Here is a 19,687-nt window from a genome sequence, read left to right on the forward strand (position 1 = left end):
TGGCCCATGGCCAATACCGCACCGGCGATTGCAGCGGATCAACGCCCATCGCACCTGCGATTTGGCGGCGTACCGGTTGATTGATACCGGCCCAACCGTTTTAGCCTTGCGTCATGACAATCCAGGCGGAGGCCCCATGAAGGTTCGTATCCAGAAAGCGCAATGCGTGGGCAATGCGCGGTGCCAGGCAGTCGCGCCCGATCTCTATCCGCTCGACGATGAAGGTTATATCGATACCGACGGTTTTGCACCATCGGCTGCGCAGCAGAAGCATGCCTTGAACGGCGCAAAAGCATGCCCGGAACGGATCATTTTCGTGGTCGAGAACGAGAGCGGCGAGGAACGGCAGCTCTGGCCCCCAATCAGGGCCTGAACGAGGGCGCCGGTCGGGCTCCCGCATTTTGCAATAGATACATGTTTGAGGATCTGATCGATGAGCGATATTTTGGGCTATAAGGGCAAGCGGGTTGTCGTATCGGGCTGCTTTTCCGGCATGGGGCATGCCGTAGCCAAGATGCTGATCGACCTGGGTGCCGAGGTCCATGGCCTGGACTTCAAACAGTGCGATCTTCCTCTGGCGTCTTTCAACATGATCGATCTCAGAGACCCGGAATCGATCGAGCACGCTGCCGCGCATATCGGCGGCAAGATCGATGCCTTGTTCAATTGCGCCGGCTTGCCGAATGCCTTCCCCGCCATGGACGTGATGAAGGTCAACTTCATCGGCCTGCGTCATCTGACCGAGCAGCTGCTGCCGAAGATGGGCGCGGGCGCGGGAATTGCGAATATCGCCTCGACCGGCGGGCTCGGCTGGAGCCGCCGCATTCCGGACAATATGGCGTTCGTCACGACGAAAGGCTGGGACGCCGCCATCGCCTGGTGCGAGGCCAATAAGGATACGGTGTCGGAAGGCTATGCCTTTTCGAAGGAAAACGTCATCGTCTGGACCCAGTTCATGGGCGCACAGCTTATCAAGAAGGGCATCCGGATCAACTGCACCCTGCCCAGTCCCACCCAGACGCCCATGATGAAGGCGTTTCACGAAAGCTCCGGCAAGGATGTGGTCGACGCCGCTGCGGAACCCATGGGTCGTTACTCCACCCCGGAAGAGCAGGCTGGCGGTCTCGTGCTGCTCAACTCCAGGCTCGCAAGCATCGTCAATGGCGTCGTTTTCCCAGTCGACGGCGGGTTCATGGGCGCGCTGGCCACCGGGCAGATCGACATCGCCAAGCTGATGGGCGGCAAGAAGCAGGGCTGAGCATATGAATTTCGATCTGACCGAAGAGCAGGACATGATGCGCGGAAGCTACGCGCGGCTGCTGGATGCCAAATGCACGCCCGAACGGCTTCGCGCCGCTGAAAAGACCGGCATCGATGCCGAGATCTGGGCCGAGCTTGCCGATCTTGGCGCCTTCATGCTGCGCGTGCCGGAGGACCGGGACGGACTGGGCCTGGGCACGTTCGACGCGGCGATCCTCATGGAAGAAGTCGGGCGCACCTTGCCGTCCGGGCCGATTGCGGAAACGATCCTGGCCGCCCGGCTGGTTGCCCTGCTCGGCGGCGACGAGCACGCCGAAACGCTTGCCGATATCGTTGGCGGCACAAGCATTGCGTCACTCGCCTTCGCGGACACAGGCCAAAAGCCAAAGCAATTCGTGGCAGGCGGCGAGCATGCCAAATTGGTGATCGGCAAAAGCGGCACCGATGTTCTTCTATACCAGGTAGGGCAAGATGCCTTCACCGCCGAACCAAATCTGGCATCGAACGGCCTTGTCGAAATTGATCTGACGACATGCACGGTGTTCACGCTGGCATCGAATACCGAGGCCGGACAGCTGTTCGACGCAACCTTGGAAGAATGGAAACTGCTTACGGCATCGGCCTTGGCAGGTCTTGGTCGTCAAGCTGTCAAAATGGCCGCGGAATATGCCAGCGAGCGTAAGCAGTTCGGTCAGTTCATCGGGCAGTTTCAGGCCATCAGCCATCCCCTGGCCGACAATCTTTGTGACGTTGACGGAGGCAAGCTGCTCACGTGGAAAGCGCTACGGGCCGCCGCTGATGGTAATGCCCAGGCGGCCGCCTTCTGTTCCCTGGCGCTCTGGTGGAATGCCAGGGCCGCCGGCAGCGCTGTCAGTCAGGCGCTCCAGACGTTCGGCGGCTACGGCCTGACCACGGAATATGACATTTACCTCTACAATCTGCGCGCCAAGGCCTGGCCGCTGACATGGGGTGATCCGGCGCAGCTTCTCGTTGAAGCGGGGGAGCGGTTCTACGGAGGCGCTGCGCCTGCCATGCCCGATGTCGGCGATCTGCCGATCGAGTTCGACATCGGCGAAGAAGCCCGCGAGATGATCGAGACGATCGACCGCTTCATGGAAGACAATGTGACCGCGGAGATGCGGGCCAAATTCCACTATAGCTGGGAAGGCTGGGTGCCGGAATTGCACAAGAAGCTGGCCGAGGCGGGCCTGCTGTTCTTCAACCCTGAACTCGGCGGCAGAAAAATCGGATCTTATGCCCGCGCCGCCGTGCGGCGGACGCTGGAAAAACACGGCTACGCGCACCCCGCGACCAGCGTTGCCGAAATGGTGGGCCTCATGATCGCGCGCGCCGGATCGGACGAGCTGAAGGACGAGGTGCTGTCGCGCATCATCTCTGGCGATATCATTGCAAGCCTTGGATATTCCGAGCCCGCTGCCGGCTCGGATGTCTTTTCTGCACAGACCCGCGCCACGCCGGACGGAAATGGCTGGAGCATCGAGGGCACAAAGATGTTCACCAGCGGCGCCAACCTAGCCGATTATGTCCTGATGCTTACGCGCACCAACAGCGATGTGGCCAAGCACAAGGGCCTGACCATGTTCATCGTGCCCCTGAAAACCGAGGGCGTGACGGTGCAGCCGGTGCACACCTTCCAGGACGAACGCACCAACATTACCTTTTACGACAACGTCAAGATCCCGGACAGCTACAGGCTGGGCGAGATCGATGGCGGCACAAAAACCATGTCGCTCGCGCTTGAGCTGGAACATGGCGGCAGCTTCGCCAACGCCATTCGGGCCAATCTGGAAGCGGCAGAAGAGCTCTGCGCCCTGATCGACGCACCGGACGGGGGCAAACTGATCGACGATCCGCAGGTCCGGGCACGTCTGGCACGCGTGCACGCAAGCATTGCGATCTCCGAACTGTTCGAATTTCGCGCCAGCTGGGCATCGGTGGAAAAGAAACAGAATCTTGCATTTGGTCCGATGGCCAAGATGTTCTCATCCGAGCGGTTCATGGACGATGCCCGCGATCTGATGGATCTGACCGCACCGCTGTCGCTATCCAAACGAGACGGCGCGGCTCAGCTGGTCAATCAATCCTATCGCCACGCCCATGGAACGCGCATCTACGGCGGCACCAGTCAGGTCCACCGATCGATGATCGCCGAGCGCGCCCTCGGCATGCCGCGCAGCAGAGCTTAGGAAGCCGACATGACCAGCGAACCGCATCTTCTGACAGAATCGGTCGATGGCATTCTCATCGTCACGCTCAACCGGCCGGACAAGCTGAACGCGTTATCGTCGCAGACCATGCTTCTGTTCGACGCGGCGCTTGCCGGTTTCCGCGACGATCCGGATCAGAAGGTCATGCTGATCCGCGCGGCGGGTCGCTTTTTCTGCTCCGGTGCCGATCTGAAAAGCGGTGCGCCCGGCGCGCGGCCACGCACGGCCACCGGCATACGCGAAAATCACCGCACGGGCCTGTTCGGTATGCACCGCATTTACGATGAGATGGAGCATATCGAAAAGCCCATCGTTTGCGCCATCCACGCCACCTGTGTCGGCGGCGGCCTTGAAATGGCTTTGTCCTGCGATTTCCGCCTCGCGGCACAAAGCGCGCAATTTGCTTTTCCCGAAGGCCTTTTTGGCGTGCTTCCCGCGTCGAATGGCGTCAGTCGGTTGACGCGCATCTGCGGTCCGCATTGGGCCCGCTGGCTCATCATGGCCAATCAAAAGGCCGATGCGGACCGCGCCCTGATCATGGGGTTGGTGCATGATGTGATGCCGGACGAAGGCTTCGACGATGCGGCCATGGAATTCTGCCGACATCTTACGAAAAACAGCAGCGAGCAAATGGGGGCTGCAAAGATCGCGATCGAGATGGCCGCCGAAGTCGGCCGCGATACGGCCCGCCACATCGAACGGATGGCCAACAGCGCTCTGATGCTCAATCCCGAATATCTGAAACGGATCGAGGATTATGTCGCCAAACTGGGCAGCAAGCCGAAATCATGAGATAATCGGCGAAAGCCCTCAAAATTACCGCTTGAAGCTGCCGGGCTGGATTTCCCCGCAACGCGAAAAAGCCGCTCCAGATACCGTAGCCGACCGCGCCGATCAGCACGATCGCGACATAGATATTCAGAGATACATCACCGTTTGGCATCGACACTTCCCTCAGGCCGGCGGACCTAAGGCCCGGCAGAGCGGTCGCCTGATCAGGCCGCCGAGAGGCCGGCGGAGCGGTCGTCTGATCAGGCCGCCGAGCGTTTCTGGCTGCGCCCGCGTTCATCGGAGATGGCCAGCGCCAGCAACCGTGCCTGCTGATACAAGGTGCCGCCTTCGAAACGCGGTTTGATCTGGGGCGGATAGTGGGCCTTCATTTCCTCATCGGTTGCGATCGTGACCACACGTTCCAACCCCGTGTAGAGCACACTGGCAAGGTCATATTCCGGCCCGGTTCCCTCGACGGCATTGCCACCGGCCTGCTGCCCGAGCAGCCGCACCACATTGCGCGCCATCGAGATACGTTTCAGCATGACGCGCTCATCATGCTGATCGGCCAAGCGGTTGCGCAGATGCAGGATACGCGAATGCCGCTGCCAATAGGTATGAAAAGCCGCGATGAACTGTGTCGAGCGCGTTTCCACTTCCTCATCGGGCCAGCGATCGCGGATCAGGCCGATATAGGCCTCCTCGGCTTCTTCGGCGATGGGTTCGAACACGGCCAGAAACAGTTCGGTCGGATCGGCGAAATAATTATAGATCGACGACATGCGCAGCTCGGTATGGCGCGCCACGGCGCTGAGCGAAAAACCCTCGCTGCTCGGATTTTCGATCAGGTCGCGCGCAACGGTCATGATGCGCTCGCGCGTGATCCGGCCCTTGTTGCCCAGCTTCTGCCCCTGCAGATTGGTGTCGATATCCTTCACATTAGCCATGCGCGTCTTCCACGGCGTATCAGGCCGCCTTTCTTACTGCGATGACCTTGCTGTCGAGAAATTCCTCAATCCCTGCAAGACCCCATTCGCGGCCCATGCCGCTGCCTTTGAACCCGCCAAATGGCAGGTCACCGGCAATACACATACCGCCATTGACGCTGACTGATCCAGTGCGGATACGCCGCGCCATCGCTTCGGCGCGGTGTTCGTCCGCCGACACCACGCCGCCGGACAGTCCATAGGCGCTTTCATTGGCAATGCGGACCGCATCGGCGTCATCATCGAAGCCTATAACCACCAGCACCGGCCCGAAAATCTCCTCCTGCGCAATGCGCATGGAATTGTTCACGTCCACGAAGCAGGTCGGCTCGATGAAATAGCCCCCACCCTTGTCCGGGCGTGCTTTGCCGCCGGCCAGAAGCGTGGCGCCCTCCTTTAACCCAAGCTCGATATAGCTCATTACCCGGTCCATCTGTTTCTGGCTGACAACCGGGCCCATAATGTGGGTCGGCTCGTCCGGATCGCCCCATTTCTCGGTAAACCCGGCATAGGCCGCCTTCAGACCGGCCTTGGCCTCTTCCATGCGGCTATGGGGAACCAGCAGACGGGACTGGACGGCGCAGCCTTGCCCAGCGTGGAAAACGAGGATGGACTGCGCACATTCCATCGCAAAATTGGGGGCATCGTCCAGGACGATCTTGGCGCTTTTACCGCCCAGCTCCAGAAATACGCGTTTGAGTGTCCTGGCGCCGACTTCCATGATCCGCTTGCCGACCGGCGTGGAGCCGGTGAAACTGATCAGATCGACCCGCGAGTCGGACACCAGCTGTTCGCCCGCCGCTGCCGGGTCCGCGCCAAACACGACATTGAGTACCCCGGCGGGCAGACCGGCCTGATCGGCCAGCTCGCCCCAGATGGCGCCCATGCCGGGCGTGTCGGGAGCCGGTTTCAAAATCACGGTGCAGCCCGCCAACAGCGCTGCGACCACTTTACCGACATTGACATAGTGCGGCACATTCCAGGGCGTGATCGCGGCAACCACGCCGACAGGCTCGTACACGACCTTGCGGTGCGATTCGAACCCGCGGAAATCGCGCGTGCCCAGATCTTTTTCCCATGTCACCTGATCGAACACGGCCAGATAGTCATCCCAACCGACATTGGCGTTGTCCACATGCGCCATGCCGACGGCTGCGAGCGCGGCACCGGCTTCCTTGCGCGCCAGCTCGATCAGCCGGTCCTTATTCTCCTCGAACAAGGCACGCAGACGCGTAAGCGCTGCTACCCGGTCGGAACGATGTGCGGGATCGGACCAGGTCCCTTCATCGAAGGCCCGGCGCGCTGCGGCAATGGCTGCGTCGACATCCTGGTGCGTCGCATCGGCAGCGGTGCCGGCGACCTCGCCCGTCCAGGGATTGATCACGTCGAACATCCCCTGGTCCGAGGCGTCACGGATCTGGCCATCGATGTACAATTTGGCGTGCGGCAATTGGGTCATGTCAAATCCTGGTTCGGTGGTTCAATCGGCGCGGCGCGCACCGAGGGTAATATGGTCCAGATTGATGTCTGGCGCAGCGTCCACGATCAGCCGGAAGATGTCCGGCAATGACTGGAACTGGGAGAGCGGCTGCTCCATCATGGGCATGCCGGCCGCGGCGCAGGCGGCGGCGAAGCGCATGGTGACCTCAGGCTCCCAACCGCTGGTGGTCTTGTTCTCGCCGAACATCTTGCCCGCGCGCACCGTGGTCACGCGGATGCCGCGCGGCCGCAATTCGCGCCGCCAGCCATCGCCGATCCGTTCCAGGGCGGCCTTGGTGGCAGCATATAGCCACATCATTGGCACTGGAAGTTTCACGCTCTCGCTAGACACGTTGATGATATGAGCGCCTGCTTCCATCGCTCCCAAAGCTTCCCGGGCGACAAAAACGGGTCCGGCGATATTCGTGTTGATCTGGCTCATCACCTGCTCATCGGTGACCTCGTTCAGTTCGAACGGCGCATAGATGGCAGCATTGTTGATCAAGACATCGATGCGCGCCGTCTGCTGCGCGATCAATCCGAACGCATGGCGCACGGACGCACTATCGGAGATGTCGCAAGTTACTGGCACACAGCGCTCACCGAATTCATCAGCGGCGGCCCGCAATGTCGCTTCGGTTCTGCCGAGGATGAAAACCCTGTCCCCGTCCGAACAAAAGCGCCGCGCGAGGGCCTTGCCCAGCCCGTCGCCAGCGCCCGTTATGACGATCGTCTTGGTCAAGCTGCTATCCCTGTCCGTTCGGCTGGGCAAAATCGGCTGGATAGGCCGACAGGTCGCCATCATAGGCAATGCCTCCGGTCCACCGGTCACCACTGATCTTGGTGAAATAGTGAACCGTGCGTGCGAACGACCCGGCGCTGGACCGCGCTTCCATGGCAATGCCGGACGGGCTCACACCGCGGGCGCGGGCGGAAAAATCGCGGATCGTGAAGAGCAGATCGTCCGTCTGCTGCGCACATAGCACGAGATCGCTACCAGGGCAGAAACGGCGTGGCTCGCACTGCGTGCCTGCCAACCGTCCGCGCTTCATCCCGACATGTCCCGGCACACGGCTTACCTCGGGCATATGCACCTCGTCATACCAGCGGTGATAGGCGTCTTCCCGCCCCGCCACGAAGTTGGCGAGGATGATCGAAACGCCGGACAATGGCTGATCGGCCTGCCAATTCGGCCCGACATACCAATCCGAATACATGTTGTATGTATAGAACCGCTCCGCCTTGTCGGTATCGTCGAGAAGCGCGGCAGCATCGCTTTCGGCAAGCAGCTGACCCAGTTTGGGAATATCCCGGTCCGGCACGTCATAATCGAAGGTGTAGAGGGACAAAAACCGCCATGGCTGATCGATGTCCGGCATAATCTGCAGCGCGGCAATTTCGAACCGATCCGCAGAACGAAACCCGTCCAGCGCCTTGAGCGCATCTAGCTGCGCGCCGTCGAACCAGCGGGCATAGTCATCTTCCTTGCCGGAAACGATATTGTGCAGGTGCAAGGTCACATATCTGGCCATGGGCCCTGTCTAGCCGCAATAGAAAAGGCGGCAATCCGCCGCGCATCTTCATCGCCAGAGCGGACCTTGGCGCTATTGCCGTTCAGCCCCATCCCATTCATCCTGTTGCCATGTCAGAAAACGAACAAGCCGAGACCGAAATACGCTTCGCCATCTTCCGGGCCAACGACAGTGTCGATTTCGAAGAAAGCGGCGCCATGTCAGCGCCGGCGGCAGGAAGCTTCGATGTCGACGCCGTGACCAAGCTTATGCAAGCGGGCATCGATCATGGTGCCAATAATGAACTGCTGTTCTCCGGCGGGGGAATGAGCCTGGCCAAAGTCTGGTTCAAATCCGGCTATCCGCTTCCACGCCACAGCCACGACTGTGCGTGCCTTTATTATATCACGGCTGGCTCTCTTCGCCTCGGCAAGGAGGATCTGGGGCCGGGTGACGGTTTTTTCGTGGGCATGGACGTGCCGTATACCTACATCGCCGGCCCTGATGGCGTCGAACTGCTGGAATTTCGTGCGGCCACCGAATTCGGAATCGCGCTGCTCGGCGCCAATGCGAAATGGGGCGCAAAGGCCCTGGAACAGCTGCACTCAAGAACGGACGCCTGGAAATCTGAGCGGAGACCTTCCGAACGTTAAGAGACCGCCGGCATCTATTCACATCGACGAAACTCAATCCGCGCGAATTTCCACAACCCGTCCTGACGGCAGAACTGATCGGCATAACGTCCGATGACACTGTCCAATGCGCCGGTTCCGCGGCGCTTCATCTGCACCTGCACCGTCCATAGCCCTTCGGCAGCAGCGTCCGTGACGGTGATGCACGGCGAATGGACCATGTGCAGCATCCACTCGCTACCGCCAACAATCTGTTCGGCGAGAAATTGGATGACGTCTTCAGCGCCGTTAATTGCGCCAGATCCGTAATCGGCCACCACGGCATCCATCATGAGGCTGCGCAGATCGGCCATGGCATGGGCGCGATCGTCCGGAAGGGCGTCGACCGCGCGGCAATAGCTTGCCTTCACATTCTGGAGCGCCTCATAATCGGTCACCCTTCGGCATCCGCCAGTCGCCTGGCCGCGAATTCGCGCAAATCCGATGTCTTGATCTTCGCCGAACCTGTCGTTTTGAGGTCTTCCTCCTGAAAGAACAACACACGGCGCGGCACCTTGTAACTGGCCAGGGTGCGGCTGGCGAACGACCGGACGTCTTCTTCGCTCACGCTTTGGCCAGCATGCGTCACGACGGCGGTGACCACCATTTCGCCCAGAAGATCATCCGGTACGCCTACCGTCTGGTTCAGCTTCACGCCCGGGCATTGACGGATCGTCTCGTCGATTTCCAAGGGTGACACATTGGCCCCGCCGGTCTTGATGATATCGTTCAGCCGACCCTTCCAGAACAGCCGTCCCTGCGCGTCGACATGACCGCCATCACCGGTCGGGAAGAACCCCTGATCGTCCAATGTCTGATCGAGCGGTACGCCAAGATAGCCCATCATCAAGGTGGCGCCTTTGACCGAAATCTCTCCGGACTCGCCAACAGGGACCGTCTCACCTGTCAGTGGATCGACAATCTTGAAGGTTATGCCCGGCTGCGGCTTGCCGCTGCTTCCCGCGCGCTCTTCCATCGATGTGCCGGACGGATAGATCGAACTGATCGTGAATGTTTCCGTATTGCCATAAGCAGACATCGGTTCATCCCAGTCGGTATCGATGGTGGGATGCTGCCCGAAGGCATGGGAAGCGCTGACATATTTCATTGCCGACAGGTCGACATCGTCCCAGTTCGGTGCGCTGGCAAGCTGCGCCCACTGGTGCGGCCATGCGATGGCCATGGTGGCCTTTTCCCGCGCCATCAGATCGAGCGCTTCCTCGGGCTGGAAGGTCGATTGCAAAATGAGCGCCCCGCCAGCGCTGAGCGCGCCGCCGATGCCCATGCCGAAATTGCCAGAGAAGAAAAAACCGTTGGCGGACCAGCTGCGAACGTCCGGCCCGGTCGCGTAGAACCGCTTCCATCGCCATAACTGCAGAGCCACGGCGCGATGCGCGCTTAAAATGCCCTTTGGCTTGGCCGTGGAGCCGGAAGAAAAGAACAGCACCGCAGGATCGGCCGGCGATATCTGGTCGGCGATCGCCTCGACCAGATCGGTCTCCGTATCGTCGGCCCTCGACAGAAACGCATCCCAGTTCTCGCAGCAACCCTCTCCCTCTCCAACCGCGGCGACATGGCGCAGAAAGGGTAATGTCTTGGAGCGGAGCGCACCGGGTTCGGCCGTGGCCACCTGCGGTTCGATCTCCTGCAGCATGGCAAGGAAATCCTTGCGCAGGACGGTGCGCTCCATCAGCAGCACCGATACCGAGGACAGCTCGAGCATATAGGCGAGCTCTTCAGTCGTCGAGAAGGTGTTGAGCGTGGTGGCAACCCCGCCCGCCAACGCTGTTCCCCAGACTGCAGCCAAGAACTCCGGGCGATTGGTCATCAGAATGCCAACCCGGGTGCCCCTGCCCGTTCCACAGGCAATCAAGGCGCGCGCAACCTCCTGCGCGCACGCCCACAAGTCATTGTAACTCCACGAAATGCGCGCGCCGTCTTCGTGGAAAACCAGCGCTTCGCTTGCGCCGCCGGCCGCACATACCTCGCGCAGCCAACCACCCAAAGTCAAAGCGCCGATGCCCTCTTCCTCATCGAGCGATGGTCCCCGAATGATCGAGAGTGCTAGATCCTCCATAGACTTTCCCCAGCGATCAGGCGTTCACATCGACGATATAGCGTCCCTTGACATCGCCGCTCATGAACTTTCCGGCAGCGTCGATGGCATCGGCCAGTCCAATTTCCTGACCGATCGCTTCCAGTTTGCTGGTATCGAGATCGCGGCCAAGACGGTCCCAGGCCTTCAGACGGCGCTCCTTTGGCGCCATGACGCTATCGACGCCCAGCAAGCGAACGCCGCGCAGGATGAAGGGCATCACCGTTACCGGCAGATCGAAACCCTGCGCCAGCCCACAGGAAGCGACGGCTCCGCCATATTTGGTTTGCGCGCAGGCATTGGCCAGCGTGTAGCTGCCAGCGGTATCGACCACGCCCGCCCAGATTTCCTTCTGGAGCGGCTTGCCTTTCTCGCTCATCGTCGCGCGATCGACGATGTCGTCCGCGCCAAGCTTTTTGAGATACTCGGCCTCCTGCGTCTTGCCGGTCAGTGCATGAACCTGAAATCCGGCGGCCTTCAGAAGCGCGATGGCGACAGAACCCACCCCGCCGGTTGCGCCAGTAACGAGCACCGGCCCCTGATCCGGTGCGATACCGGCATCGATCAGTGCATCGACGCACAGCGCGGCGGTGTAGCCAGCGGTTCCGATAGCCATGGCCTGCTTTTCACTAAAGGCCCTGGGCAGCGGCACGAGCCAATCTCCCTTCAGCCGCGCCACCTGCGACAGGCCGCCCCAATGGGTTTCGCCAACGCCCCAACCGTTCAGCACCACCTTGTCGCCCGCCTTGTAATCGCCATGCGAACTATCGCGTACCGTGCCCGCAAGATCGATGCCCGGCACCATCGGCCAGGTCCGCACCACCGGGCTGGATCCGGTGATAGCGAGCCCATCCTTGAAGTTGAGCGTGGAGTAAGCGACGTCGATCGTCACATCTCCTTCCGGCAAACTGTTTTCATCCAGTTCTTTCAGCGAGACGGTTTGACCGTCATCGGTCTTTTCGATTTGGATGGCCTTGAACATGATATTTCCCCGAAAGAACTATGTCAGCGATTGCTACGGGCAGTGTGTTGCAAAAACTTCGGCATGAAGCAGCAACTGAAACGCTGATGGGGCATTTCATCGCCCTGCCGCTATCTCGGGCTGGCGATTTCGACCATGTCGTCCTGCATGACGGGGGCACGCAGCCGCGCGACCACGCCGGGAAATTCGTCCGGCACCATTGAGCCGAACAATGACAGACGCAGCACTTCGCGGCTCATGCGCGTGGCCAGCTTGCGCCGCTCGGCCTTGTTTTTGCTTTGGGACTGCGCCCAGACCGGCCACAGAAAGATGCTCGACAGAACGATCACCGATAGCGCCTGCGAATCGATATTGTCCTGTGCCAATTTGGTTCGCGAGAAACGCTGCAGAGAACCCTCGAACTCACGCCAGAAAGGATCGGCCGTCGGTTCGGGCGATGCCAGGATCTGCAATAGCCAGCCACGGCTGAGTTCCGCATTGTCCATGGCAAACACCGCCAGCCGGTGCATGGTGAGGCCAATATCGACCTCCTCGATCTTGCGCTCACCCTCGCTTGCCACATCACCGAACGCGGCTTCGTACATTCTGCTGGAGATGGAATCGAGCGTCGCCTTGACGAGCAGCTCACGCGAGGCAAAATGCTGATACACCGTGCCGCGATTGACGGCAGCCTTTTGCGCAACCGCTGAGATACTGATGGCATTGGCGCCGTTTCGCGCAAAGAGAGAGCATGATGCTTTCAGGATATCGAGACGCGTGGCCTCAGGGTCGCGAGGGCGTTTTCCAGCTTTTACCATCATTCTCCGTCACATAAGATATGGCCATGCCCGGCAGGCATAGCCCCGCCAGACCAGTAAATCTGCCTGTGATGGATGAAGCTGACTGTTGGCATCAGCAAATGCAAGGAAATCCGCGTACTGCGACGTGCAAATCACGTCCGTGGCGCGTCGAATTCCAGGGTCTTTTCAATCGCTTTTGACCGACGGGTCTCAGCCGCCCAAGTTTGGCAGACTGTTATTCGTGACGCAGGCCGGGCATGCCCCAATGGACAGGCCCGGCCCGAAACAAGATCGATCAGCTCTTGCTGGGCAGCTCGGCGACGGCTGTGCCGAGCGCGCTCAGTTCACCGCGATGGGTTTCGGCGCGCTGCTGGATTTCGACATATTTCTTGCCGTTTTCCTCGAACTTGCGGATCACCGATCCGTCGATGAAAATCACGTCTCCATCCGGGTTATGGCGGCGGATCTGGCTCTTGTGCTTGGTCAGCATCCCATCGTCACCAATCCAGTTGGTCACATGGTGGGTCAGCCAGCTGTGGCGTTCGGGGCCGTAATCATAGGCACCGGGGGTCCCCACTTCACGCGCGAAATCATCGTCCCAATGCACGCGCTCCGGCACGTCACGAATGCCGAACTTGTTGGGAATTCCAAGCCCTGGATGGGCGTCGAGCAGCTGGAAATGCAGTTTGTTGGTACGGATGTAGAGGCCGCCCCAGCCCTGCGCATAGCCAATAAAGCCGGTGACGGTCATCGGCCCTTTCATCATGCGTGGAAGCTCATCGCCTTCCTTCACATCTTCCCAATAGCGCGGGGTTGCACCGCGAATTTCCTCGTTCCGGTACAGGTCGAACCATTCCTGCATCTGCTCATCGGTGAGTTGTTCGACCTTGCCGACCTGGCCGGTATATTTCGTCCCGCGCTCACGCGCCTCGTCGCGGTCCGTGCGGAAGACATAGCTGTCGCATTCGGCCACGTGATCGCCATGCTGATTGTAGAAATCGACATGATAGATCTGCTGATAGGCACGTCCGGCAAAGCGGGTCTGATGTTCGATCAGATCTTTCAGATGCGCCTTGGTGCTGATGGTGTCGTTCCGCAGAACCGGCTTATGCCAGGTCCAGTCGGCACCGGCCCACATTGCGTGGACGCCCGGCAAGCCGCCGCAATAGCCTGAAACGATCCGGCTGGTCGAAAAGAGGAAGCTGGGCAGCGCGACGATCGAACCATATTTGGTTTTCTGCGCATAATCCGGATCGCACCAAAGCGGGTTGTCGTCGCCAATGCCATGGGCATAGTGGCGGATACCATCCCGCGTCGCTTCATAATTCCACGGCTCCACCGTGTTTTCAATCGGCACGCCGATGCGCTTGCGCAGATCGTCGAGCCCTTCTTCGGTAATCTTGGGGAAACGCGGTTCCGATTTCGGTTGCGAAGCCATTTTTCTACTCTCCTTGTGTGTCAGGTTGATATTTTTGCGGCAGCGGCGGCCTCGCGGTCCCGAAGGACCTTGCGATGGACCTTGCCGGCGGGCGTTTTGGGAAGCTCGTCGACAAATTCGACAATCCGGGGAAACTCGTGCTGGGCGAGCCGCTCACGGGTGAAATCCTGCAGTTCCTTGACGAAGGCGTCGGAAGCTGGGCGGCTGGAGATCACGAAGGCCTTGACCACCTGGCCCCGTTTTTCATCCGGCGCGCCGATCACGGCACATTCCTGCACGTCAGCATGCTTCAACATGCTGTTTTCGATTTCGACGGCGCTCATGGTCCAGCCCGCCGAAATGATCACATCGTCCGCACGTCCACAGTGATAGAAATAGCCGTCCTCATCGATCTTCGCGCGATCCTTGGTCGACAGCCAGCCATCTTTGCGCTTCAGCATCAACTCGCCGATCTCGCCGGGATCGGTGGGCGAACCATCGGCGCGCTGGACCTGCAATTCGAGCCCGGGAATAGCCTTGCCCAGCGCGCCGGGTTTGACGGTAAAGTCTTCGGCCCCAGGGAAATTGGCCAGAACGACGCCGATTTCCGTCGTGCCGTACATCGAGCATGCGTCGATGCCGAAGGTCTCGGCAATCCAGTCCAGTGTTCCGGAATCGATGGGTTCACCGGTAAAAGACATTTTCTCGAGCGAAAAATCGAATTCCGCCGAACGGCCGGTGTTTTTCATCATGCGATAATGGGTTGCGGCAGCGGACAGGTTGGTGATGCCGAAATCCTGCAAGGCAGCCATCATGCGTACCGCATCGAACCGGCCATGCCCCATGGTGCCGGTCGTCACACCCATGGCGAGCGGGGCGAGCGTGCCGTGCCATTGGCCATGGCCCCAGGCGGGGCTCGACGGACAGAAAAATTCATCGCCTGGCCGAATGCCGGTGCCGTAAAGTGCCGCATAGATCAGCGTCACGATAGAGCGGTGCGTGTGCTGCACCGCTTCGGGCAGTTCCCGCGTGGTCCCGCTCGTATATTGGAAGCAGGCCATGTCATCAGCGGCCGTGGTCGGCTCGAACCGGGCTGGATAGCGTTTGATCTCGCCGATCAACCGATCGTCCGCAACCGTCACGCGCAAGCCGTCGATCGTCTCTGCAAGACCGGCTTTCTCCGCATTGGTCAGCAGGATCGCCGGTTTGCAATCATTGACCCGCAGGCGCAGCGCATCGGGGCCGAACAAGGTGAACAACGGCACCGAGATCGCGCCGTGCAGCATGGCACCGAACATGCAGACATAGAATGGGAGCGACGGCTCCAGCATGAAAGCGATCCGATCGCCTTTCTGTATGCCGTTATCGTTCAGCCAATGGGCAAATTGGGCGGCCCCCGTCGCAATCTCATCGAAACTCAGAATTTCGTTCGCGCCATTGGCATGCGCGATCCGCACGGCTGGACGACCGGAACCGTCGGCATGGCGCAGGATGCACTCATGCGCGATGTTCATGGTCTGCCGATCGCCATCGAACAGGTCCCACAGACCTGCGGAGGACGCATGCGCGAGCGCGTCAGCATAGCTCGAATAGTCGGTCAGTTTCGCCATCGATCTTCTTCCCTGCAAATCATTCGCTGCATCGGTGATCAAAACCGTTCCACAATCATCTTGCTGTTGCAAATCTTGAATGCTATTCAATATATCGAATGGCCGACACTGATGGAAAACCACCGCTCGGCACGGTTGTGCGCGAAAGCAAAGCTCCTGCCATTGCGCGCGCCTCCGCCATCCTTCGTCTCTTGGGCCGAAGCGATATTCCGCTGGGATTACAGCCTATTGCGCGGAAATTGGATCTGGTACCGAGCACCTGTCTCTACGTTCTCAGGGCTTTGGTCGCCGAAGAGCTGGTCAGTTTCGAACCGCAGACAAAGCGCTATTCGCTGGGGTCCGGCCTGTTATCGCTGGCGCGATCTTGGTTGCACCGTGATCCCTTCGCCGGTTTGGCCCAACCCATGATCGATGAAATCGCCAATCGATTCGGCGTAACCTGCGTGGCGGTGGAAATTTCCGGCCTCGATCGGTTCACGGCCGTGGCCGTTTCAAAAGCCGGGGGCAACTTCCGGCTAAGCACCGAGGTGGGCAGCCGTTTCCCTGCATTGATTAGTGCCACAGGTCGCTGCATCGCCGCCAATGGCGCGTTCGAGGAAAAGCGCCTGCGCGCCCGCTTCGATAAACTGCGCTGGGATGATCCGCCCAGTTTCGAGGAGTGGCAGGCGCAGGTTGCGGAGGCCCGCGAGCGCGGATTTGGCCTCGATGCCGGCCATTATATAGCAGGGGTCACCGTGTTGGCCGCCCCCGTATTCAAGGCAGCTGGCGCGCCAAGTCATGCCTTATCCGCCACAGCCCTGTCCCGCACGCTGACGCCGGATGCGATCCCCGAGCTGGCCGACGCCCTGATCGGTAAATGCAATCTATTGTCGCGCCAGATTTCGCAGGCGGCCTAGATCGGCCGAACCACCAATACGCTGCCTTCCGCATCGCCGGACACATAGACCCTGCCATCGGACGCGGCGGCCACCCCGCAAAACGGCACCATCGGCCCGGACATATCGCCGACGCCGCCAAGCAATTTCGGTTGAACGCCCGGCGGTGCCTTGACCGGCAGCGCGGTTGCGATGTCCTCAGTCGTGCCGTCCGTCAGATTATGAGCGATGAGCTTTTTGGCAGCGACATCGACCACGAAAAGCCTGTCGCCCTCCAGCGCGATACCTTGTGGCTCCCCCAAGCCATCGATCACGGTCTCCGTCCGGCCGCCGGCGATGCGCACTATGCGGCCAGCGCCGCTTTCGCTCACATAGACCTCGCCATCCGGCGTGACGGCAACCCCCATCGGCACATCCAGCCCTCGCGCCAGTTCTTCGATATGGCCATCGGCAGCGGACAACACACGGCCTGCTGCGCCGTCCGCAAAAACAGCCGCGCCGCCGCTGGACGAAGCCACGCCGTAGAGTAGTTCGAATCCGGCAGCGACTGGTTCGCTCTCGCCGCTATTTGGGCTCCACCGCATGACGGCGCCCAGTGAATTGGTGGTCAGCCAGGCGCCATTGCCTGCACTGGCAACGCCGCGGACGAAACCCGGGAAACCCGGTGAAAACAGAAAGCCGGCCGTCTCCAGGCCGTTTTCGCCAAGCATGTAAGCAAAGCCGCCATCGGCAACGAACAGCGCGCCATCCTGGTTCAGGGCGAGACCCATGGGCCATTGCAACCCACGTTCGACCAATGCCCGCACCTGACCGTCCGCCAGGATTTCCGTCACCTCACCCGGTATCGACGATACGAACAGGCGATCACCGACAAAGGTGCAATTGTCGAGGCCGGGCGCAAGCTGGGCCAGGAGTTCCCGACTGCCGGACTGGGGATCAATCCGCAGGACCTGCCCCGATGCGACCTGCGTGGAGACGATGCGGCCGTTGCTGTCGAACTTGACGGAATCGGGCACGCCCAGATCGCCGGCAACGACCTCATGGCGGCCGCTGTCAAGATCGACCCGCCATATCTCGTTGGTCGCCATCATCGGCATATAGAGCTTGCCATCCGGGCCGATTTCGAACGCATTGGGCATTGGCGCGTCAGCCATGATTTCGCGCCGTCCGCCGCCGTTCCGATCCAGCTCGAACACCCGTCCGCCCATGCGGCACTCGCCCGCGAAAAGGCGGTCCTGATGCACCGTGATCGGATTGGCGACGGGCATATCGTCGGCAATGATACTATATTCACCCGATCCGGTCATCATGGACACCCGGCCAAGCGTGATCTCGGTCGCGTACATATTGCCCGCACTATCGAAGGCGATGTCGTCCGGCGCGGTGATTGGCCCATCGATGGCGCTGATAACCTTAAGCGCGCCACTGTCGATATCGAGCGCCGTGACGGCGCTTCCGGCCACTTGTGCCACATAGATTCGTCCGTCCGGTCCGGTGCGCAGACCATTGGCACCGAACAGCCGGCTGGCCGGCGTCGCCCGGTCGATCCGCCACCCCTCCGCCGCCTGGGCGCCCGATGGTCCCCTATAGCGACTGGATATCATCAACCATGTCCCAGGATGGATTTCAGCTCCAGATAGTCGTCGAAGCCTGCCGTGCCCCATTCGCGGCCATTTCCGCTCTTCTTGTAGCCGCCGAAGGACGCGTGGAAATCGAACCCGTTGTTGATCGCGACCCAACCGGCGCGGATGCGGCGAGCGACCTTGCGCGCCTCCTCCATATCGGAACCGGAGACATAGCCGGCCAAGCCATATTCGGTGTCGTTCGCAATCGCGATCGCATCCTCGAGATCGGCATAGCCATGGATCGTCAGCACCGGCCCGAAGATTTCCTCCCGCGCGATGGTCATGTCACTGGCCACATCGGCAAAAACCGTGGGTTTGACATAGTAGCCTTTGTCCAACCCGTCCGGGCGACCGGGCCCGCCCGCAACGAGCGTCGCACCTTCTGCCATGCCTTTTTCGATCAGGCCCTGGATTTTGGCGAACTGCGCGCCGTTCACCACCGGCCCCATAGCGGCATTGCCGTTGGGATCTCCCACGGTCGTCTCGTCTGCCGCGCTCTTGGCGATCTGCTTGGCTTCTTCCATGCGCGCCTGCGGCACCAGCATACGGCTCGGCGCGCTGCAGGTCTGGCCGGAATTGCCCATCATGGATTGCACGCCGCCGTGAATATTCGCGGCGAACGCATCATCGTCCAGGATGATGTTCGGGCTTTTGCCGCCCAGCTCCTGTGTCACGCGCTTCACCGTGGCGGCAGCATTTTTCGCGATTTCCACGCCGGCACGGGTCGAGCCGGTGAAGCTTATCATGTCGATATCGGGATGCCCCGACATCGCCGTGCCCACACCAGGGCCGTCTCCCTGGATCATGTTGAACACGCCGGCAGGCACCCCCGCCGCATCCAGAATCTCGGCAAAGATCTGCGCCGAAAATGGCGCCACTTCGCTGGGTTTGAGCAGCATGGTGCAGCCGCTGGCGAGCGCCGGAAACACCTTCACGGCAATCTGGTTCATCGGCCAGTTCCACGGCGTAATAAGGCCGCATACGCCGATCGGTTCTTTCACGAACAGCGTATCGCCCTTCTGCGTTTCGAAAGAATAGTCGCGCAGTACCTCGATCGCGGTCGCCAGATGCCCGGCACCAAGACCGACCTGAAACCCGTTGGCGAGCGACGCGGGCGCTCCCATTTCCTCCGTAATGGCGGCAGCCAGGTCTTCCTGACGCTTCTGATACTGGGCCTGGATCGCCTCTAGCAGATCCAGCCGCTCCTGCCGCGACGATTGGCCCCAACTGGCAAATGCCGTACGTGCGGCGGAAACGGCCTTGTCCACATCCGCTGCACTGCCAAGCGAAATGCGCCCCACGGTCGTCTCGGTCGCCGGGTTCTCGACATCCACGGTCTTCGCCGACACAGGATCGACCCACTGGCCGCCGATATAGAATTTCAGATAGTCGCGCATG

At 60.6% G+C, this 19,687-nt stretch carries 18 protein-coding genes; 6 read left to right on the forward strand and 12 right to left on the reverse strand.

Annotated features, from left to right (window positions below):
- The first annotated feature begins 136 nt into the window (after window positions 1-136).
- Genes G410_RS0111615 through G410_RS0111630 form a run of 4 tightly spaced genes read left to right on the forward strand, consistent with a single transcriptional unit; the run spans window position 137 to window position 4,280 of the window.
- The gene (locus G410_RS0111615; RefSeq protein WP_022673828.1) at window positions 137-373 is read left to right on the forward strand and encodes a ferredoxin; all 237 of its coding nucleotides are present in this window, start codon (window positions 137-139) and stop codon (window positions 371-373) included.
- A gap of 60 nt (window positions 374-433) precedes the next feature.
- Window positions 434-1,258, forward strand: a complete 825-nt coding sequence (locus G410_RS0111620) for a coniferyl-alcohol dehydrogenase (protein ID WP_022673829.1) — start codon at window positions 434-436, stop codon at window positions 1,256-1,258.
- A 4-nt stretch (window positions 1,259-1,262) separates the two neighbouring features.
- The gene (locus G410_RS0111625; RefSeq protein WP_022673830.1) at window positions 1,263-3,467 is read left to right on the forward strand and encodes an acyl-CoA dehydrogenase family protein; all 2,205 of its coding nucleotides are present in this window, start codon (window positions 1,263-1,265) and stop codon (window positions 3,465-3,467) included.
- Window positions 3,468-3,476: 9 nt separating this feature from the next.
- Window positions 3,477-4,280: an enoyl-CoA hydratase/isomerase family protein gene (locus tag G410_RS0111630; RefSeq protein ID WP_022673831.1), complete on the forward strand. Its 804-nt coding sequence runs from the start codon at window positions 3,477-3,479 to the stop codon at window positions 4,278-4,280.
- 239 nt (window positions 4,281-4,519) lie between these two features.
- Here the strand turns inward: G410_RS0111630 and G410_RS16550 are convergent, their stop codons facing one another.
- From G410_RS16550 to G410_RS0111650, 4 genes are read right to left on the reverse strand one after another with little or no spacing between them, the layout of a single operon-like run.
- A complete protein-coding gene (locus tag G410_RS16550; protein WP_022673832.1) occupies window positions 4,520-5,206 on the reverse strand; it encodes a TetR/AcrR family transcriptional regulator in 687 nt (228 codons plus the stop codon).
- A 19-nt stretch (window positions 5,207-5,225) separates the two neighbouring features.
- Window positions 5,226-6,704 carry an aldehyde dehydrogenase family protein gene (locus G410_RS0111640; RefSeq protein WP_022673833.1) on the reverse strand — a complete coding sequence of 493 codons (1,479 nt, stop codon included), beginning with the start codon at window positions 6,702-6,704 and terminating at the stop codon, window positions 5,226-5,228.
- 21 nt (window positions 6,705-6,725) lie between these two features.
- The gene (locus G410_RS0111645; RefSeq protein WP_022673834.1) at window positions 6,726-7,466 is read right to left on the reverse strand and encodes an SDR family oxidoreductase; all 741 of its coding nucleotides are present in this window, start codon (window positions 7,464-7,466) and stop codon (window positions 6,726-6,728) included.
- Between the two features lie 4 nt (window positions 7,467-7,470).
- Window positions 7,471-8,256: a hypothetical protein gene (locus G410_RS0111650; protein ID WP_022673835.1), complete on the reverse strand. Its 786-nt coding sequence runs from the start codon at window positions 8,254-8,256 to the stop codon at window positions 7,471-7,473.
- Between the two features lie 110 nt (window positions 8,257-8,366).
- Between G410_RS0111650 and G410_RS16555 the strand changes: the two genes are divergently transcribed.
- Window positions 8,367-8,888: a cupin domain-containing protein gene (locus tag G410_RS16555; RefSeq protein ID WP_022673836.1), complete on the forward strand. Its 522-nt coding sequence runs from the start codon at window positions 8,367-8,369 to the stop codon at window positions 8,886-8,888.
- 14 nt (window positions 8,889-8,902) lie between these two features.
- Here the strand turns inward: G410_RS16555 and G410_RS0111660 are convergent, their stop codons facing one another.
- The 6 genes from G410_RS0111660 to G410_RS0111685 all read right to left on the reverse strand — a co-directional run bounded on the left by G410_RS0111660 (window position 8,903) and on the right by G410_RS0111685 (window position 15,789).
- Window positions 8,903-9,304, reverse strand: a complete 402-nt coding sequence (locus G410_RS0111660) for a nuclear transport factor 2 family protein (RefSeq protein WP_022673837.1) — start codon at window positions 9,302-9,304, stop codon at window positions 8,903-8,905.
- Window positions 9,301-10,983 (reverse strand): class I adenylate-forming enzyme family protein, encoded by a 1,683-nt coding sequence (locus G410_RS0111665; protein ID WP_022673838.1) that lies wholly within the window; start codon window positions 10,981-10,983, stop codon window positions 9,301-9,303. The genes G410_RS0111660 and G410_RS0111665 overlap by 4 nt, the downstream gene beginning before the upstream one ends.
- A gap of 16 nt (window positions 10,984-10,999) precedes the next feature.
- Window positions 11,000-11,983, reverse strand: coding sequence for an acrylyl-CoA reductase (NADPH) (acuI, locus tag G410_RS0111670; protein ID WP_022673839.1), 984 nt, complete (start codon window positions 11,981-11,983; stop codon window positions 11,000-11,002).
- Between the two features lie 110 nt (window positions 11,984-12,093).
- Complete coding sequence (locus G410_RS0111675; protein ID WP_245559352.1) at window positions 12,094-12,780, reverse strand: TetR/AcrR family transcriptional regulator; 687 nt, start codon at window positions 12,778-12,780, stop codon at window positions 12,094-12,096.
- Window positions 12,781-13,057: 277 nt separating this feature from the next.
- The gene (locus tag G410_RS0111680) at window positions 13,058-14,200 is read right to left on the reverse strand and encodes an FAS1-like dehydratase domain-containing protein (RefSeq protein ID WP_022673841.1); all 1,143 of its coding nucleotides are present in this window, start codon (window positions 14,198-14,200) and stop codon (window positions 13,058-13,060) included.
- A 20-nt stretch (window positions 14,201-14,220) separates the two neighbouring features.
- Complete coding sequence (locus tag G410_RS0111685; protein ID WP_022673842.1) at window positions 14,221-15,789, reverse strand: acetate--CoA ligase; 1,569 nt, start codon at window positions 15,787-15,789, stop codon at window positions 14,221-14,223.
- A gap of 98 nt (window positions 15,790-15,887) precedes the next feature.
- Here G410_RS0111685 and G410_RS18465 point away from each other — a divergent pair, with 98 nt between their 5' ends.
- A complete protein-coding gene (locus tag G410_RS18465) occupies window positions 15,888-16,685 on the forward strand; it encodes an IclR family transcriptional regulator (protein WP_022673843.1) in 798 nt (265 codons plus the stop codon).
- Here the strand turns inward: G410_RS18465 and G410_RS0111695 are convergent.
- A complete protein-coding gene (locus G410_RS0111695) occupies window positions 16,682-18,268 on the reverse strand; it encodes an SMP-30/gluconolactonase/LRE family protein (protein WP_022673844.1) in 1,587 nt (528 codons plus the stop codon). The genes G410_RS18465 and G410_RS0111695 overlap by 4 nt on opposite strands.
- Complete coding sequence (locus G410_RS0111700) at window positions 18,268-19,686, reverse strand: aldehyde dehydrogenase family protein (protein ID WP_022673845.1); 1,419 nt, start codon at window positions 19,684-19,686, stop codon at window positions 18,268-18,270. The genes G410_RS0111695 and G410_RS0111700 overlap by 1 nt, the downstream gene beginning before the upstream one ends.
- Between the last annotated feature and the right edge of the window lies 1 nt (window position 19,687).

Origin of the sequence: Novosphingopyxis baekryungensis DSM 16222, from assembly GCF_000420305.1 — a bacterium.
GTDB lineage: Bacteria > Pseudomonadota > Alphaproteobacteria > Sphingomonadales > Sphingomonadaceae > Novosphingopyxis > Novosphingopyxis baekryungensis.

What these genes read in the sequence shown, in the direction of transcription:
- G410_RS0111625 (WP_022673830.1), top strand. Translation starts at nt 1,263, where the DNA reads ATGAATTTCGATCTGACCGAAGAGCAGGACATGATGCGCGGAAGCTAC.
- G410_RS16550 (WP_022673832.1), bottom strand. Translation starts at nt 5,206, where the DNA reads ATGGCTAATGTGAAGGATATCGACACCAATCTGCAGGGGCAGAAGCTG.
- G410_RS0111615 (WP_022673828.1), top strand. Translation starts at nt 137, where the DNA reads ATGAAGGTTCGTATCCAGAAAGCGCAATGCGTGGGCAATGCGCGGTGC.
- G410_RS0111685 (WP_022673842.1), bottom strand. Translation starts at nt 15,789, where the DNA reads ATGGCGAAACTGACCGACTATTCGAGCTATGCTGACGCGCTCGCGCAT.
- G410_RS0111680 (WP_022673841.1), bottom strand. Translation starts at nt 14,200, where the DNA reads ATGGCTTCGCAACCGAAATCGGAACCGCGTTTCCCCAAGATTACCGAA.
- G410_RS16555 (WP_022673836.1), top strand. Translation starts at nt 8,367, where the DNA reads ATGTCAGAAAACGAACAAGCCGAGACCGAAATACGCTTCGCCATCTTC.
- G410_RS0111630 (WP_022673831.1), top strand. Translation starts at nt 3,477, where the DNA reads ATGACCAGCGAACCGCATCTTCTGACAGAATCGGTCGATGGCATTCTC.
- G410_RS18465 (WP_022673843.1), top strand. Translation starts at nt 15,888, where the DNA reads ATGGCCGACACTGATGGAAAACCACCGCTCGGCACGGTTGTGCGCGAA.
- G410_RS0111700 (WP_022673845.1), bottom strand. Translation starts at nt 19,686, where the DNA reads ATGCGCGACTATCTGAAATTCTATATCGGCGGCCAGTGGGTCGATCCT.
- G410_RS0111640 (WP_022673833.1), bottom strand. Translation starts at nt 6,704, where the DNA reads ATGACCCAATTGCCGCACGCCAAATTGTACATCGATGGCCAGATCCGT.
- G410_RS0111665 (WP_022673838.1), bottom strand. Translation starts at nt 10,983, where the DNA reads ATGGAGGATCTAGCACTCTCGATCATTCGGGGACCATCGCTCGATGAG.
- acuI (WP_022673839.1), bottom strand. Translation starts at nt 11,983, where the DNA reads ATGTTCAAGGCCATCCAAATCGAAAAGACCGATGACGGTCAAACCGTC.
- G410_RS0111620 (WP_022673829.1), top strand. Translation starts at nt 434, where the DNA reads ATGAGCGATATTTTGGGCTATAAGGGCAAGCGGGTTGTCGTATCGGGC.
- G410_RS0111695 (WP_022673844.1), bottom strand. Translation starts at nt 18,268, where the DNA reads ATGATATCCAGTCGCTATAGGGGACCATCGGGCGCCCAGGCGGCGGAG.
- G410_RS0111675 (WP_245559352.1), bottom strand. Translation starts at nt 12,780, where the DNA reads ATGGTAAAAGCTGGAAAACGCCCTCGCGACCCTGAGGCCACGCGTCTC.
- G410_RS0111650 (WP_022673835.1), bottom strand. Translation starts at nt 8,256, where the DNA reads ATGGCCAGATATGTGACCTTGCACCTGCACAATATCGTTTCCGGCAAG.